General features: G+C 63.9%; 11 protein-coding genes. 3 read left to right on the top strand and 8 right to left on the bottom strand.

The genetic code is table 11. From position 1 onward, the window contains the following. Positions 1-4: 4 nt before the first annotated feature. From IPP90_08730 to IPP90_08705, 6 genes are all read right to left on the bottom strand, one after another. Positions 5-1252 (bottom strand): HlyD family efflux transporter periplasmic adaptor subunit, encoded by a 1248-nt coding sequence (locus IPP90_08730; GenBank protein MBL0170799.1) that lies wholly within the window; start codon positions 1250-1252, stop codon positions 5-7. Positions 1253-1259: 7 nt separating this feature from the next. Next, positions 1260-3755, bottom strand: coding sequence for an ABC transporter permease (locus tag IPP90_08725; GenBank protein ID MBL0170798.1), 2496 nt, complete (start codon positions 3753-3755; stop codon positions 1260-1262). A gap of 93 nt (positions 3756-3848) precedes the next feature. Then, positions 3849-5348, bottom strand: coding sequence for a sodium:solute symporter (locus IPP90_08720; protein ID MBL0170797.1), 1500 nt, complete (start codon positions 5346-5348; stop codon positions 3849-3851). Continuing rightward, positions 5345-5536 (bottom strand): DUF3311 domain-containing protein, encoded by a 192-nt coding sequence (locus tag IPP90_08715; GenBank protein MBL0170796.1) that lies wholly within the window; start codon positions 5534-5536, stop codon positions 5345-5347. Before IPP90_08715 ends, IPP90_08720 begins: the two co-directional genes overlap by 4 nt. A gap of 1 nt (position 5537) precedes the next feature. Next, positions 5538-6734 carry an amidohydrolase gene (locus IPP90_08710; protein ID MBL0170795.1) on the bottom strand — a complete coding sequence of 399 codons (1197 nt, stop codon included), beginning with the start codon at positions 6732-6734 and terminating at the stop codon, positions 5538-5540. Between the two features lie 26 nt (positions 6735-6760). Continuing rightward, positions 6761-8959, bottom strand: coding sequence for a M1 family metallopeptidase (locus IPP90_08705; GenBank protein ID MBL0170794.1), 2199 nt, complete (start codon positions 8957-8959; stop codon positions 6761-6763). A gap of 127 nt (positions 8960-9086) precedes the next feature. Between IPP90_08705 and IPP90_08700 the strand changes: the two genes are divergently transcribed. Together IPP90_08700 and IPP90_08695 are read left to right on the top strand one after the other, a co-directional pair. Next, positions 9087-9809 (top strand): hypothetical protein, encoded by a 723-nt coding sequence (locus tag IPP90_08700; GenBank protein ID MBL0170793.1) that lies wholly within the window; start codon positions 9087-9089, stop codon positions 9807-9809. A 2-nt stretch (positions 9810-9811) separates the two neighbouring features. Then, positions 9812-10330 (top strand): hypothetical protein, encoded by a 519-nt coding sequence (locus tag IPP90_08695; GenBank protein MBL0170792.1) that lies wholly within the window; start codon positions 9812-9814, stop codon positions 10328-10330. Between the two features lie 31 nt (positions 10331-10361). Here the strand turns inward: IPP90_08695 and IPP90_08690 are convergent, their stop codons facing one another. Then, positions 10362-10751, bottom strand: coding sequence for a DUF5519 family protein (locus IPP90_08690; protein MBL0170791.1), 390 nt, complete (start codon positions 10749-10751; stop codon positions 10362-10364). Positions 10752-10899: 148 nt separating this feature from the next. Here IPP90_08690 and ada point away from each other — a divergent pair, with 148 nt between their 5' ends. Continuing rightward, positions 10900-12012: a bifunctional DNA-binding transcriptional regulator/O6-methylguanine-DNA methyltransferase Ada gene (gene ada / locus IPP90_08685; protein ID MBL0170790.1), complete on the top strand. Its 1113-nt coding sequence runs from the start codon at positions 10900-10902 to the stop codon at positions 12010-12012. On the opposite strand, the gene IPP90_08680 is transcribed toward ada, so the two are convergent. Continuing rightward, a complete protein-coding gene (locus IPP90_08680) occupies positions 12009-14708 on the bottom strand; it encodes a bifunctional YncE family protein/alkaline phosphatase family protein (protein MBL0170789.1) in 2700 nt (899 codons plus the stop codon). The two genes, ada and IPP90_08680, sit on opposite strands and share 4 nt — an antisense overlap. Positions 14709-14762: the final 54 nt, after the last annotated feature.

The raw sequence follows: 14762 nt of genomic DNA, 5'->3' as shown, positions 1-14762 counted from the left end.
GGTGCTATTTGATTCGCACGCGATCGACACTGGCATATGCCGACATGTCGGACAAGATGATCTGGTCGCCGACGGCGAGCCCCTTGAGAATCTCGATGGTATTCACGGAGCCCCGACCGAGCGCGACCGGCACGCGAATGGCGGCGTCACCACCATCCACCAGCTTGAACAGCGTGACCGACCCCGTGCCAGCGCTCAGCGCCGGGCGTCCGGTGTAGATGATATTGGTGAGACGCTCGATTTCGATGGTGCCCTCGACGTTGAGGTCCGGCACGGCGCCCGCGGGCAGCGGACCATCGAGCGCGACATCGATCATCACGTTGCCGCCGGTTGATCCCGGATCCTTGCGCACGACACGCCCGACAATCAGGCCATTGTGCGTGTCAATCGATGCCTTCTGGCCGAGTTGAATGTCCTTGGCCTGCGATTCCGGAATGCGCAGCACGGCTTTGAGTTTGCCGGGCTGTACGACCTTGGCGAGTGCCGTTCCCTCGGGAACCCACTGTCCAAGCTGTAACGTCAGGTCCTGCAGCACGCCCGCTTCCGGTGCGCGCACGTGCAGAGACTGGAGGCGAGTTTGCTGACTGGACGCGATGGCCTGCAATTGATCGATGCGTGACGCCTGGACGGAAATCTGCGAATCGATGGTCTGTGCCATCAGTGTCAGTCTGTCGCGTTCAATACGATAGCGGGTGGTGAACTCCTCGGCCGACGCCTTGCGGTTGGCAACTTCAAATGGCGGTACGAGTCCTAACTTTACCAATGAATCGGCCGCGCGCGCTTCCTGCGAGCTGCTCACGAACGCGGTCTTCATCGAGGCGACGATTCCTTCCTGCGAGAGCAGAGCGCCCTTCAGCGTGGTGCGCAGGTTCAGCAGATCGATCTGAGCCTGACGCACCTGCTGCTCGGCTTGCATGGTCTGGATTTGCAAGTCCGGGTTGGACAACTCGAGCAGCAACTCATTCGCGCCGACGTTGCGTCCCGATTCCGACGCGAGACGCTCGACACGCGCCGAGGCCTGCGCGGTGATCCAGCGAATACGCTCTGGAGCGAGCGCTCCCGTTCCGCGGACTTCGCGTACCACGTCGCCGCGCTTGACGGTGTCAACCAAGACGGCGGCGCGTTCGATGGTTTGCGAGGCGGGGCCGAGCTGGCTGAGCGCGTAGGTGACCGCGAGCACCGCCACCGCACCTCCACCAAGCAGGAGATTGCGGTTGCGATTCGATTTTGGAGGGCGGGCAATATCCATCATGACGGGTTCAATCGTACCGAAGGGCGTGCATAGGATCAACCTGAGCGGCGCGTCTGGCGGGGATGTAGCCCGCCAATCCGGCAACGGCAGCGAGCATCGCCACCGACAGGGCGAAGACGATGGGATCGTGGCCCTGGAGGCCATACAACAGTGACTGTGCTGCTCGGCCAAGGCCGAACGCTGCCGCCACGCCAACGATGCCGCCGGCGATGAGCATCACGCCGATTTGCCGCATGACGAGCGCCCGGACGCGAGTCCCGCTGGCCCCCAGCGCCATGCGTACGCCAATTTCGCGCGTGCGTTGGGCGACCGAGTAGGACAGCACGCCGTACAGGCCGACACCGGCCAGTAACGTGGCTAGCACCGCAAACGCCGCCGAAAGAATGCTGATCATGCGATCCAGGAAAACGTTCTCGCGGATCTGTTGCGGCATCGTCTTCAGGTCTTCTACGGGAATCGTGGGGTCGAGCCGTTTGAGCGCTGCCGGAATGGTTTTGAGCAATTGTTCGGGCGGCAGAGACGTCTTCACGTAGAAGTACATGTAACCCACCCGCGCATCCTGCCGCCATGGTCGGAAGAAGAGTGCCGGGACGGAATCCTTGACGTCGGAGTACTTCGCATTCCGCGCCAGGCCGACAATCTGGATGTTGAGCGAATCTGCGTTTTCATCGGAAATAAACTTCCCGACTGCGTCCTTGCCGAGGTTGAACTTTCTGGCGAAGGCCTCATTGACGATAGCCACACGTCCCGTACCAAGTCGGTCGGCGGTGGTGAATTCCCGACCGGATAGCATGGTTACGCCAAGCGCCGCCATATAGCCCGCGCCGATTTCGTTGTATCGGGAATTGTTGTCGACATCGGGGCCGTGCGGGAAACCCTGCACATAGACATCGGTGCCCCAGTTGTCCCCCGCCAGCAGCGGCACCAACGATGACGTCACGGCCGTCACGCCTGGAATCGCCGCCATGTCCTGCTCGACACGTTCGAACAGGTTGGCCGAACGGACACTGTCGTACGCGTTGCGTTCCGGCGAGAGACCGAACGTCACCACCTGATCCACCGTCACGCCCAGGTCGACGCGACTGACGTTGACGAGGCTCTTGAGGAAGAGGCCGGCCGAGATCAACAGCATCATCGAGAGCGCAATCTGCACGGTGACGAGCACCGTACGAAATCGCGCGGCCGACTTGCCCCCGGTGATCTGACCCGCGCCGGCGCGAATGGTCGTGATGAGATCGGAGCGGGTACTGTGGAGCGCCGGAAACATTCCGAACACGATCCCGGTGGCCACGGACAGTCCGGCGGCAAAAAACACCACGGGCCACTTGATGCTGAGCGAAAATGTGGCCGCCGCTTCGGGCGGCAAGAGGGCTCCGATGCCGCGCAGGGTCCACTGCGCCACGAGCAGACTGGCCATGCCCCCGACGAAGGCCAGCAGTACTGACTCGGTGAGCAATTGCGTGAGCAGTTGGCGTCGGGAAGCGCCCAGTGCAAGACGCACGCCCATTTCCATGGCGCGACCCGCGCCTCGGGCCAGCAACAGGTTCGCGATGTTGGCACAGGCAATGAGCAGCACGATGCCGGTGATCCCGAACAGCATGAGCAGCGGCGTCTTGGCTTCCCGGTGTACATCACTCTGCCCGCGCTGACCGGCTTCGACCGTGACCTTCTTTGCCTTGAACAACACCATGGTCTTGTCGCTCATCCCCTCCTGCAAGGGCGCTTCCACACCCGAGATGATGCGAGAGTAGATGGTGTTGAGCGAGGTGCGTGACTGCTGGACGGACACGCCGGGTTTGAGTCGAGCAAACAGATAGATCCAGTACGATCGGCGATTCTCGAAGGCCGGCCGCCGCGACTCGACGACCTCGCGCATGGTGATCGGCACGAACACCGATGGGCGCATGCCCAATGTGGTGCTGCGGAAGCCCTGCGGGGCCACCCCGACAATGATGAACGTCTTGCCATTGACGATGATGCTCTGCCCCACCACGCCCCGATCACCCCCGAACTTCGCTTGCCAGAACTCGTTGCTCAGTACCGTGACGAAGTTTGCGCCGATCACGGCGTCGTCTGCGGGCCCAAGCAGTCGCCCGACTGCAGGCTTGAGTCCCAAGACCGGAAAATACGATCCCGACACAAACATGCCCGAACCGGTGCTGGGTTCGTTCTTGATGGAGAGGCTGGCTCCAAATCCGGTGTGTGCGGCGATGCCGGTAAACGCGGCTTGCTGCTGCTCAAGGTCCTTGAACATCGGGTAGCTGAACACTTCATCACAGCCGCCGGCCTGCCCACAATTCTGGGAACCCGGCTTGGGTCCCGGGTTCGCGAGGTTGACCAGGCGGTTGGGCTCGAGGACCGGCAGCGGCTGCAACAGGATCTCGTTGAACAATGAGAAAATGGCAGCGTTGGCGCCGATACCCAGCGCCAGCGACGCCACGGCGATGGCCGTGACGAAGGGCGTCTTGAGCAGCATGCGGGCCGCGAGCTTGAGGTGTCTCATACAACGGCGCGAGGGGGCGGGACAGGACGCACGGCGGGCAGTCAGCATGAGACAGCCGAACTTGCCCAATGGTTTGCATCGCCTGCGGTGGTCCTAACGGCGCGACGGCTCTCGGGTTTCAGCCGAGGGGGGGGCGGCACTGCCTGGCGTCGCCGGGCGAATCGCCGTCACGATGACCATGGTGGTCACGTTCAGGACCAACGCGACCAGACCGATGTTCATGTCGGTCAGCGCCGGTGGCCACGTGGGCAGCCACGCCCCGAGTTGCCCATTGCTCAGGGTGATCGCGGCGACGGTCGTCTCACCCACCACGATACCGGCGATGGCTCCGGCCGCCGTCACCCGCCGCATGCGTGCGAGTGATGCCAACAGTGCCGGAAACAGTTGCGTGACCATGGCATACGCCATGAGCAGCAGTGTCACCAGCGTGTCGCCCCCGCGAAAGGTGAACAACAGCGCGACGCCAGCCACCACGGGCACCAGCAGTCGCGCCAGCGTCACGGACGTGTGGGTTTGTCCTGCCGCGGCCGGCCTGATCATGCGGGACAGCGTCGTCGCGGTGCTCATCAGAATCAGCGAGCCGGGCACCAGCGCCGTGAGCAAGCCCGCCGCGCCGATGAAACCCACGATCCATGGCCCAAACGCCAGGCGTGACACACGCAACAACGCCAGGTCGACGTTGCTGCCCGTGAGGCCGGGCACGCTGAGCAGCGCCGCGAAGCCAATGAAGAACACAAAGAGCAAGATGAGCTGATACAGCGGCATCAACGCGGCGTTTCGGCGAAACACCGACGCGTCTTTGGCCGTGAAGATGCTGCCGAATGTGTGTGGCCACATGTAGAACCCGCACACGGTGAGTAAGACCGTGCTGGCGAACCACGTCGGCGAGAGTCCCTTGGCCGGCAGCGTGAGAAAACCCGGATGCTCGGCTTCGATACGCGCAAACATCGGTCCGATGCCACCGTGCAGCATGTTTGGCAGTACAAGGCCAAGCCCCACCACCGCGACCAGCACCAGTACGTCCTTGAGCGCCGCCGTCAGGGCCGACCCTTTCACGCCGGAGAGCACGACGTACACGACCGTGGAGAGCGTGCCAATCCAAATTGCCGCGTCGGCACCAATGGCGCCGTAGGATGTTTCCGAAACAATGATGCCAAGCCCTTTGAGTTGCAGCACGAGGTACGGCATCAGGCCGGCGATACTGACCACCGCCACCACCCGGCCAACCCATTCGCTGTCATAGGCTCGGGCGAAGTACTCCGCTTGCGACACCACCCGCCAGTCGGTGGCGCGCGTCCAGATCGCGGGCAGGAGCCAATACGACATGATATACGCCACCGACCCGTACGCGATGATATAGAACGCGGGGGCGCCGCGTCCGTAGGCCCAGCCGCTGCCACCGAGAAACGTGAACGTCGTGTAGATCTCGCCGGCCAGCAGCAGGAACACGAAGACCGTGCCGAATCCCCGACCGCCCACGCTCCACTGCTCGAGACTCATGCGTCCGGTGGCGCCGCGCAAACTCAGCCAGAGCGCCATCAACAGCGTACCACCAAGAATGGTCAGCGAGATACTGCCCGGTGACCAGGTCATTCGGCTCGCTGGTCGAGTCGGCCAATCAGCCACATGCAGGCGGATGCCAACAGCACCCAGATGACGATCCAGCCAAGCAGAAACGGCATCCCGAAAATGTGCGGCGTAACGCGATTGGCAAACCACGGCGCGCCCAGAATGGCGATGGCCGGTAGGAGCGCCAGCAGGTGATATCGACGGAACGGCACCTCAGGCCAGCAGGTCGAGGGTAGCCGCCGTCAGATACCGCAGCCCGATATCCAACGATGCCTCGTCGATGTTGAAGCGCGGATGATGATGCGGATACAGAATTTCCTCGAAGGCGTTGCCCGCGCCGATGAAGGCGAACACCCCAGGCGCTTTCTGGAGATAGGCCGAGAAATCTTCACCGCCCATCGTTGGGCGTGTGGGCAGCAGCACGCCCGGACCAAAGGTCCGTTGCACCACCTGTTCCAGTTGTACGCACGTGGCGGGATCGTTGACCACCGGACGATACCCGCGCTCGAAGGTGAGTTCGTACGTGGCCCCATGTGCCGCACACACGCCCCTGATAATGCGTTCCATGGTTTCCGGGACTCGCAAACGCAGCGTCGGGTCGAACGTACGCACCGTTCCGGTCAGCCGAGCCGCGCTGGGAATCACATTGTTGGTGGTCCCGGCGTGAAATTCGGTGACCGACACCACCACCTGATCAAACGGGTCGACGTCGCGTGATACGATGTGCTGCAACGCCATCACGACCTGTGCGCCAACGACAATCGGATCGACCGTTTCATGCGGTATCGCGGCGTGGCCGCCCCTGCCGATGATCGTGCACTGAAAGACGTCTGGTGCCGCCATGGCCGGTCCCGACACGATGCCGATGTGTCCGACCGACATGGGTGCCCACAGGTGGATGCCAATCACCGTGTCCACACCATCCATCACACCCTGACGAACCATTTCTTCCGCGCCGCCCGGAGCCTGTTCCTCGGCGTGCTGGAACAGGAAGCGCACTTCTCCCGCGAGTTGATCGCGGTGCCTGGCGAGCAGTGTGACAAGACCCAGCACGATGGCGGTGTGTCCGTCGTGACCACAGGCGTGCATGGCCCCATCCACCAGCGAACGATAGGCCACGTCGTTCTCCTCCTGAATGGGGAGGGCGTCGATGTCCGCGCGCACCGCTACGACCCGACCGGCGTTGGTGCCGATCAGTCGCGCCATCACACTCGTTTCCGTAGGGCGCGTGACCACGAGTCCGGGAATCCCGGCCAGCACCTCGCGCACGAACTGCGCCGTCTCATGCTCATGGAACGCCACTTCCGGTCGCTGATGAAGATGTCGGCGCCATGCGATCACCGTCGCCGCCATCCCGCGCGCTTCGTCCAGCAAGGCGGCCAGGTCGAGTGTGGGAGAAATCGTTGTCATGTCCGGAGTCCTCGGTGAATCGTCTCTCAATGGAGCGGCTTGATGATTTGCCCGCGGAATCGCTGAAACTTGGTTTGATCGTTTCGACGGGGCCACGTGTTGTTCGCCAACTCGGTGTCGGCGGTCTCTTCCGCCGGGTCGAGCGTCACGGCCGTCACTTTCTTCGAGGTGGCGAACGCCTTGGTAACGATCCCGGCGTCCACCCGCCAGATCTCGGCGGGAATCCGCACCAGCTCGCGCGTGCCGTCGTCGTACTCGAATTCCACCGCGAGGGGCATCACCAGTCCGCCGACATTCTTGAAGTTCACCTCGTACAGGAAGCGCTTGCCGCCCAGTGTGGCGCGATCGGAGGCGGACAGCCCCGCCATGAACTTCTGCACGCGGTCCCGGTCAGCGGCTGATGCCGCGCCGCCGGTGGCCGGCTGATCGAGTCGGAATTCGATCACGGTGTCGATGGCCACGTCGACGTTGTCGACACCATAGAACCAACCACGCCAGTACCAGTCCAAATCGACCGCAGAGACATCTTCGAGCGTGCGAAAGAAATCGGCGGGCGTGGGATGCTTGAACGCCCAGCGCCGCGCGTACTCCTTGAACGCGGCGTCGAACAACGCGGGCCCCATGACGGTCTCGCGCAGGATGTTGAGCGCGGTCGACGCCTTGAGGTACGCGTTGTTGCCAAGATTCTGCACGCTCTCGGAATTGGTCATGATGGGTTCCTGCAGCGTCTTGTCCAGCCGCATGTAGTCCACCACGTTGCGCGCCGGGCCGCGTCGCGAAGGGTACGCCGCGTCCCACTCGCGCTCGGACAAATATTGCGTGAAGGAATTGAGACCTTCGTCCATCCAGGTCCATTGACGTTCGTCGGAGTTGACGATCATCGGAAAGAAGTTGTGTCCCACTTCGTGAATCACGACCGAGATCAATCCGAACTTGGTCGCATCGTCGTAGCTGCCGTCGGCGTTCGGGCGGCGCGGGTTGAAGCAGATCATCGGGTATTCCATGCCCGACCCGTTCCAATGTACTGACGTGGCCTGCGGGTACGGATAGGGAATGGTGTGCCTGGAGTACGTGACCAGAGCATGCGCCACGGCACGAGTGGAGTACTGGCCCCAGAGCGGTTCTGCCTCCAGCGGATAGTACGACTGCGCGATCACCCGCTTGCCGGCAATGGACACGCCGCGGGCGTCCCAGATGAACTTGCGGGAGGTGGCGAAAGCGAAGTCGCGGACGTTCTGTGCCTGAAATACCCAGGTCTTGGTAGCGGTGCTGTGCGATGTCTCGTTCGCCCGGGCTTCCGCGGGTGTCACAATATGCAGGATGGAATCAGACGTCTGCGCCCGAACGAGTCGTGCCCGCTGTGCCACCGACAGCGTGACCAACGGGTTGGCGAGCGTGCCGGTCGCGGCCACGATGTGATCGGCGGGCACCGTGATGCGCACCGTGTAGTCGCCAAATGGCAGCGTGAACTCGCCGCCGCCCAGGAATTGCTTGTTCTGCCACCCGGCGTTGTCGCCATAGACCGCCAGACGCGGGAACCACTGCGCGACGTTGTAGACGTAGTTCCCGTCGCGCGGGAAGAGTTCCTGCCCGGACCGCGGGTTGCCCTGCGCCTGGTTCGTGGTGGTCGGGAGAATCGGATAGGTCCAATTGATGCGCAGCGCGCGCACACCACCCGGCGGCAACGGCGCGCCGAGCTCGACACGCATCATCGTGCCATTGACGGTTGTCGCGAGGGCGGCGCCGGACGCGCTGGTGACTCCGGAAAGTGTATAGCCGCCGAAGTAGCCGCTCGAATCGCTGGCGCCCAAACCGATGATGCTGCTGGCGCGCACTCCGGCGCGCACCGGCCCGTTGCGGGTCAGGTTGCCGATCGAGTTGGGGGTGAACAGGTTCTGGTCAAGCTGCACCCACAGGAACCGCAGCGTGTCCGGCGAGTTGTTGTGGTAGGTGATGCGCTCGCGTCCGGTCAACCGCTGCCGCATGTCGTCGAGCGTTGCGTCTATCTCGTAGTCCACTTTTTGCTGCCAATAGTCGCGCCCCGGGGCGCCCGACGCGGTTCGCACACCGTTGGGGGTAGGCAGGTCGGTTCCCATTTGCTTGAACTTTTCAGCGCCGCCGAGACCGCCGACGGTCTGCGCCGGGAGTTCGAAGGGCGAGATGCCCAACGTGCTGCCGAAAATGGTGAGCGACGTCAGATGGCGGCGGAGAAGACGGAGCGTCATCGGCATGGGCTCGGGAGGGGCGAAGTTTGAGGCGACATCGTATAGTGTTCGGTGTCTGATCCCCGTGCCATGGGGGATTGCCCGACTGTCCCGAATCCCGGTTGGCGCGCCAACCGTACGGATCACCATGCCCACTCTCTCTGCCGTCTCGCAGGCTGTCGCCGAGCAACCGGCGCAAATGCCGCCCGTCCCGGCACCCCCGGCCGTCCCGCAGGCGGCGGCGCCGGCACTGGCCGGTGTTCCCACCCAGTTTGGACGGGCCGATTTGCCGGCATTGCGCGCTCGACGGGACGAGCTGTCGAGACAGATCACCTCGGCAACAAGCCGACGGGAGGAAGCGGTCGATGCGCTCAAGAGCTCGCCAGCGGGACCGGCGCGCGCGGGTCTTGAAGGGCGGATCGCCGTGCTCGATGAGCGTATTATGGGACTCGAGACCGATATCGCCGCCAATGGTAAGGCGATGGCGGCCGCGCAGGTCGGTGATTTTGAAGGCGGAACGACCGTTGCACCGCAATACGGTCCGTTCAGTTCCGGACAACTGACGGGAATCACCATCGTCTCGATTGTGCTGGTCTGGGCGCCGTTGGCATTCGCGGCGGCGCGCATTATGCTGCGACGTTGGGCGCACCCGAAGCCGGCGCCACAGATCATGGAGAGTGCAGCGCGGTTGGAGCGTATGGAGCAAGCCGTCGACGCAGTCGCCATCGAGATCGAACGCATCTCCGAAGGGCAGCGTTTCGTCACGCAACTGATGGCCAAGCGGGAACAGGCGCCGGCCCTTCTTGAAGTCGGGCAGGCCCCTGCTGATCCGATTCGCATGGCGGACTCGGCGGCGGTCGCCCGTAGCTAGCTGTGCGCCGCGTCGGCGTCGCGCTCAAATGCAGCACGCTCGCCCTGATGGTCCTGAGCGGGTCGAGTATGCGCATCGGTGCCCACCCGGTGCACGTCAGCAGTACGCAAGCCGACCTGAGTCGGGATAAAGGGAGTCTCGAGGTGACCGTGCGATTCTTCTCGGACGACCTGGACGAGGCCCTCAAGGCGGACGGCCGTTCGGTTTCGGTTGTGAAAGGGCCGGTCGCGGTGATTGACAGCGCGCTCTCGAAGTATCTGGCCGAGCGCCTGCTGTTCGGATTCGACGGACAATCACCGATGCCCGGCCGGTTGATCGGACATGAACGCGAAGAGGACGCGACGCTGGTATTCGTCGAAGTGCCGTTGCGGGCACTTCCCTCGCGCGTGACGATCGTGCAGCGGGCGATGCTCGAAGTGTTTGCCGATCAAACGAATTTGCTGCATCTGCGGTTCGGCACGACGAAACGGAGCGCGCTGCTGAAGCGGGGAAATGAGCGGGCGGAGTTCGTGCTGGACTGAAGCGGGAGTCTTCCGCCTCCCGTCTCACGTTTCAGATCGGCATATCGTCCCGATCCCCGACCAACGTCACCTTGCCGACGACGGGGTTCACGCTCGCTCGTGTCTGCGTGCCCAGCAGACGCTCGTAGTTCAGGCGCAGCAGTTCGACGGCGGCCGGCAGGTCATGCTCGGTGCGAACGCGAAATGTCACCCAGCCTGTGTTGGGCAGCATGTGATGCGCGTCGGCACGGCCGGCGGCCACCAACTCACGGCGCAGGCGCACCGGAAATGGCAGATCAAGCAGTCCGCTCGGGTGAAAGTGACCGATCTCGCGGCGATCCACGCGAAACTCGAGCCCACCAAAACGATGCGCGGTGACCACGACTCCCGGCCACTCGCGCAACAGCGATTCGAGACGCGCGCTGTGATTCTGACGTCCCATGGTGCCTCCGGTCTGCGCCTTGATCATCCCGTGACCCGTCGTGGCGATGAGCATGCAGCGCAACGGGCCGGAGCGCCAGAGTCGCACACCGCATTTGACCGCACGATGCGTGTCGCCGTGTCATCGTGTTGGCAATACCGTATCTTCCATGCAAACTCCCGCACTGCTCCCGACCATGGCCACTGTTTCTCCCATCGACCCCGTTCCCGAATCCGTGCCGGACCCGCGTTGGCGTGCCGTGCTCGATCGCGACCGGACGTGGGATGGGGCATTTGTGTTTGCGGTCTCATCGACCCGCATTTTCTGTCGTCCATCGTGTCCGTCGCGTCGGCCACGCGTCGACCGGGTGGCCTTCTTCACGGATGCGACGTCCGCGCGCTCGGCCGGGTATCGTGCCTGCAAGCGCTGCGCCCCCGAGGCCGCCAATGCCGATCCATCGACGGCTGCCGTGGTGCGCGCATTGACGCACCTCGAGGGCAGTGACGGACCAGTGGCTCTGGATGCGCTGGCAACGATCAGTGGACTCAGTCGGGCCCATCTCCAGCGACAGTTCACGCGTCTGGTGGGCTGTTCCCCTCAAGAGTGGCAGGTGGCTCGGCGCGCCGAACGGTTGCGCGCCGGGCTTCGCACTGGCGAGTCCGTATCACGGGCGGCGTTCGACGCGGGGTTCGACTCGCTGCCGCGGGCCTACGCGGCATCGGAACAGCACCTGGGTATGTCGCCGGGTTCCTACCGAAAGGGTGCGCTCGGCGAGATGGTGTTCTTCACGGTGGTGCCGTGCGCGTTGGGACAAGCCCTGGTGGCGATGACGTCCCGTGGTGTGTGTCGCGTGATTCTGGGTGATGACGCGCGAACGCTGGAGACGATGCTGCGAGAGGAATTGCACGCGGCCACGCTGGTTGCCGATGATGCCGCCGTGGGGGAGGTCGCGCAGGCGGTGGTGACGGCGGCCAGTGGTGCGGCGCTGGCCACGCCGTTGCCACTAGATTTGCGCGGCACGGCGTTTCAGCAACGGGTGTGGCGCGAACTGACCCGTATTCCGCGCGGGGAAACCATCACCTACGCGGAATTGGCACGTCGCGTGGGATCGCCCGGTGCCGTGCGCGCCGTGGGATCGGCGTGCGGGGCAAACCCCACCGCCGTGATCGTGCCGTGTCACCGCGTGCTGCGCAGCGACGGGGCATTGGGCGGATATCGCTGGGGTCTGGAACGGAAAGCCGACTTGCTGGCGCGCGAAGCGGACACGGCGCAGGACGTTTAGCGTTTCTTCTTCTCGGTCCGCTCTTCGCGATCATCATCGTCGATGTCCACGGCCAGCGGGAAGAACAACGAACGCTTGACGAATGGATAGGGCACCCGCCACCCTTTCGACTCACCCCACAGTATCCGGTTGAGCTTCTCGGTGGGCGCTGCGTCGGGCTCGTGAAAGTTCATGCGCGCGCTGGCCAACGCCGCTGCCTTTCGCGCGGCGGCATCCGGTCCGTTGATCGCGCCAACCTTCACATTGGTTTCGTAGAGTGACTGTTTGGGTACGCGGGCGGTGTACGGTGTGAAGTCGGGCGTGGCGTTGGCGTCGAGAAAGCTGGCGCGCATGTCCGTGGCCACCAGATCAAACAGACTGAGGGCCGGCAGTCCCAGCATCAGTTCGATGGTCTTCACCATGCTGGGCTGGCTGTAGAAGGTGCTGTCGATCACGCCGCGCTTGGCGTACGGGCTGGCCACCAGCGCCACGGTGCGATGCCCGTCGATGTGATCGACACCGTTCTGCGCGTCGTCTTCGACCACCAGAATGGCCATCGATTTCCAGAATGATGAGTGACTGAGCGCCTCAATAATCTTGCCCAGGGCGAGGTCGTTGTCAGCGACGCAGGCGCGCGGCGTGCACCACCCGGATGACGTGCCTTGTGTGTGATCATTCGGCAAGATCATCAGCGTCAGATGCGGCATCGACTTCGCCGTTTCCCACTCCTTGAGGTGCTCGATGAGGATGTCGGCCTTGATGACGTCCGGCACTTCCTGTGTCCAACCCGGATACTCGCGCACCAGAATGCGATCGAGGCTGGGGATTTCGCTGCGTGTGTTGTACATCGTCTTGAGGGTGCGACGCGCCTTGGCCGATGAGTAGTTCGCACTGTCACGCATCATGGCCATGAGTTTCGCGCGCACACTGGGCATGGAGTCGCTGGGCGCCGGTGCGTATTCCCCGAAGCTGACGACGCGCTTGCCCTTGGCCTGCGCTGACTCCCACAAAAACCCGCCGGACGAATACGTGAGTGGATCGTTGCCCTCGCTGGGATAGCTGCGACCGAAATACAATGGCCACATCGGGTACGCCGTCTCGTTCGCCTGGGTGAGCCAGTTGTGTCCGTCGGCCGAATTGCCGCCTGAGGCGAAGAAGTGATCGAGCAACACGAACTGTTCGCTGAGCGCGTGCGTATTCGGCGTGATATCGCGCCCATACATGGTGAGGCCCGGGTCACTGGCACCCTTGCCGATGTCGCCCAACACCTGATCGTAGGTGCGGTTTTCCTTGATGATGTATACCACGTGCTGAATGAGACTCGATTCCCCCGGCCGTTCGGGTACGGCGCGCGCGACCGCCAGGTTGCGTGGCGTGAGTGACGGTGCGGCGGGGCCATTGGCCAGGTGCAATCGGTTGTTTTCCGCCACGCTGGTGGTGAAGGCCGCGAGTTCCGCGTCGGTGGGAACCGCGATCACGTTGACCGACCCGCGCTCAGCGAATACGTAGCGTCCTTCCTTGCCGGCCGTCTTGCCAGTGCCGGCGCCGACACCAAAGAGAGTGCCCACGGCGAGTGTGGATCCGTCGTTGCTGACGTCGACGCTACTTGGATACCAGCCGGTGGGAATCAGTCCGCGCAGCGTGGCCAACGCGGTGCCGCCGACGCGAAATACCGCGACCGCGTTCGCGCCGCCCAGCGTGACGAACAGCGTCTGCCCATCGGGTGCGAGCGCGAGCGCGGTCGGCGTGAGTCCGATGTTGCGTTCGCGAAACGGAGCGATGGGGATACGTCCCACCAGCACATTGCGTCTGGTGTCCACCACACTGATATCATCGCTGTTGCCATTGGCCACGTAGAGACGCTCTCGTGGCTGATCCCATACCAATCCGGTGGGATGCGCACCCACTGCAATGCGGTGCGTCACCGTTCCGGTGGCGATATCGATGCGGTCGACCGTGCCGGGCAATGCGATACCGCGGGCATTCACCCGCACGGGTTCGGCAGCCGGATCGCAGCACTGCGTCGCGCTCCGTGCCCCGGGCTTGGGCTTGGGCCCCCCGAACACCGTCACCCATGCGATGGCCCCGTCTGGTGAGAGCACCGACGCGATGGGTAGCACGCCCAGCGATACGGTGCGCAGGCGCGCGCCATTGTCGGCATCGAGCACCACGAGCTTATCATCCGCGGGAAGTGGCAGCACGGCGACGCGCCGACCATCGGTGCCTTTGCGCAGCGCGACGGATGGTCCGCCCGCCATGAAGTCGCCAAGGGCGCCGGACTCCGTGACAATGGCCGACGCGGAGTCGGCGGCATACGTGACCAACTGCGTCACGGACTTGGCGCGCGAGAGCGGGGGACCGCCGGGCGTGCGGCTGGCCGCGACATCTGCGGGCAACTTGCCGACGGAGGCAACCAGCGGTCGGCGGGTGACGGGGTCAATGACCAGGCCGTGCACACCCGGCCGGCCGTTGAAGGTCGCGTGCGCGAGGACACGGTTGTCACGCCATGCCAGTCGCCAGGCATGGCCAGGAGCAACCGCCCAAACTTCGCCGGATGCGGCGCCGAATCGCACGCCGGCCACGCGACCGTCGAACACGCTTTGCACGCCCGCCGGTGTCACGCGTTGGTCGACCGCAATAACGCCGGGATCCGGTACGGCACGTTGCGGCGGTTGTACGGCGGCGGCTTGCAGGAGGGTGACGAACGTGATGAGCACAGGCGGTCCGGAGAGAGAGGAGAACCTGACGTTACCGTCGATGGACACACCGAG

The organism is Gemmatimonadaceae bacterium, assembly GCA_016720905.1.
Lineage (GTDB): Bacteria > Gemmatimonadota > Gemmatimonadetes > Gemmatimonadales > Gemmatimonadaceae > Gemmatimonas.
The sequence above is the reverse complement of the archived record's forward strand: the minus strand, read 5'-3'. Positions and strand labels throughout refer to the sequence as shown.

Excerpts from the sequence above, each read along its gene's own strand:
- IPP90_08730 (MBL0170799.1), bottom strand. The coding sequence starts at position 1,252 with ATGATGGATATTGCCCGCCCTCCAAAATCGAATCGCAACCGCAATCTC.
- IPP90_08725 (MBL0170798.1), bottom strand. The coding sequence starts at position 3,755 with ATGAGACACCTCAAGCTCGCGGCCCGCATGCTGCTCAAGACGCCCTTC.
- IPP90_08720 (MBL0170797.1), bottom strand. The coding sequence starts at position 5,348 with ATGACCTGGTCACCGGGCAGTATCTCGCTGACCATTCTTGGTGGTACG.
- IPP90_08710 (MBL0170795.1), bottom strand. The coding sequence starts at position 6,734 with ATGACAACGATTTCTCCCACACTCGACCTGGCCGCCTTGCTGGACGAA.
- IPP90_08705 (MBL0170794.1), bottom strand. The coding sequence starts at position 8,959 with ATGACGCTCCGTCTTCTCCGCCGCCATCTGACGTCGCTCACCATTTTC.
- IPP90_08700 (MBL0170793.1), top strand. The coding sequence starts at position 9,087 with ATGCCCACTCTCTCTGCCGTCTCGCAGGCTGTCGCCGAGCAACCGGCG.
- IPP90_08690 (MBL0170791.1), bottom strand. The coding sequence starts at position 10,751 with ATGGGACGTCAGAATCACAGCGCGCGTCTCGAATCGCTGTTGCGCGAG.
- ada (MBL0170790.1), top strand. The coding sequence starts at position 10,900 with ATGCAAACTCCCGCACTGCTCCCGACCATGGCCACTGTTTCTCCCATC.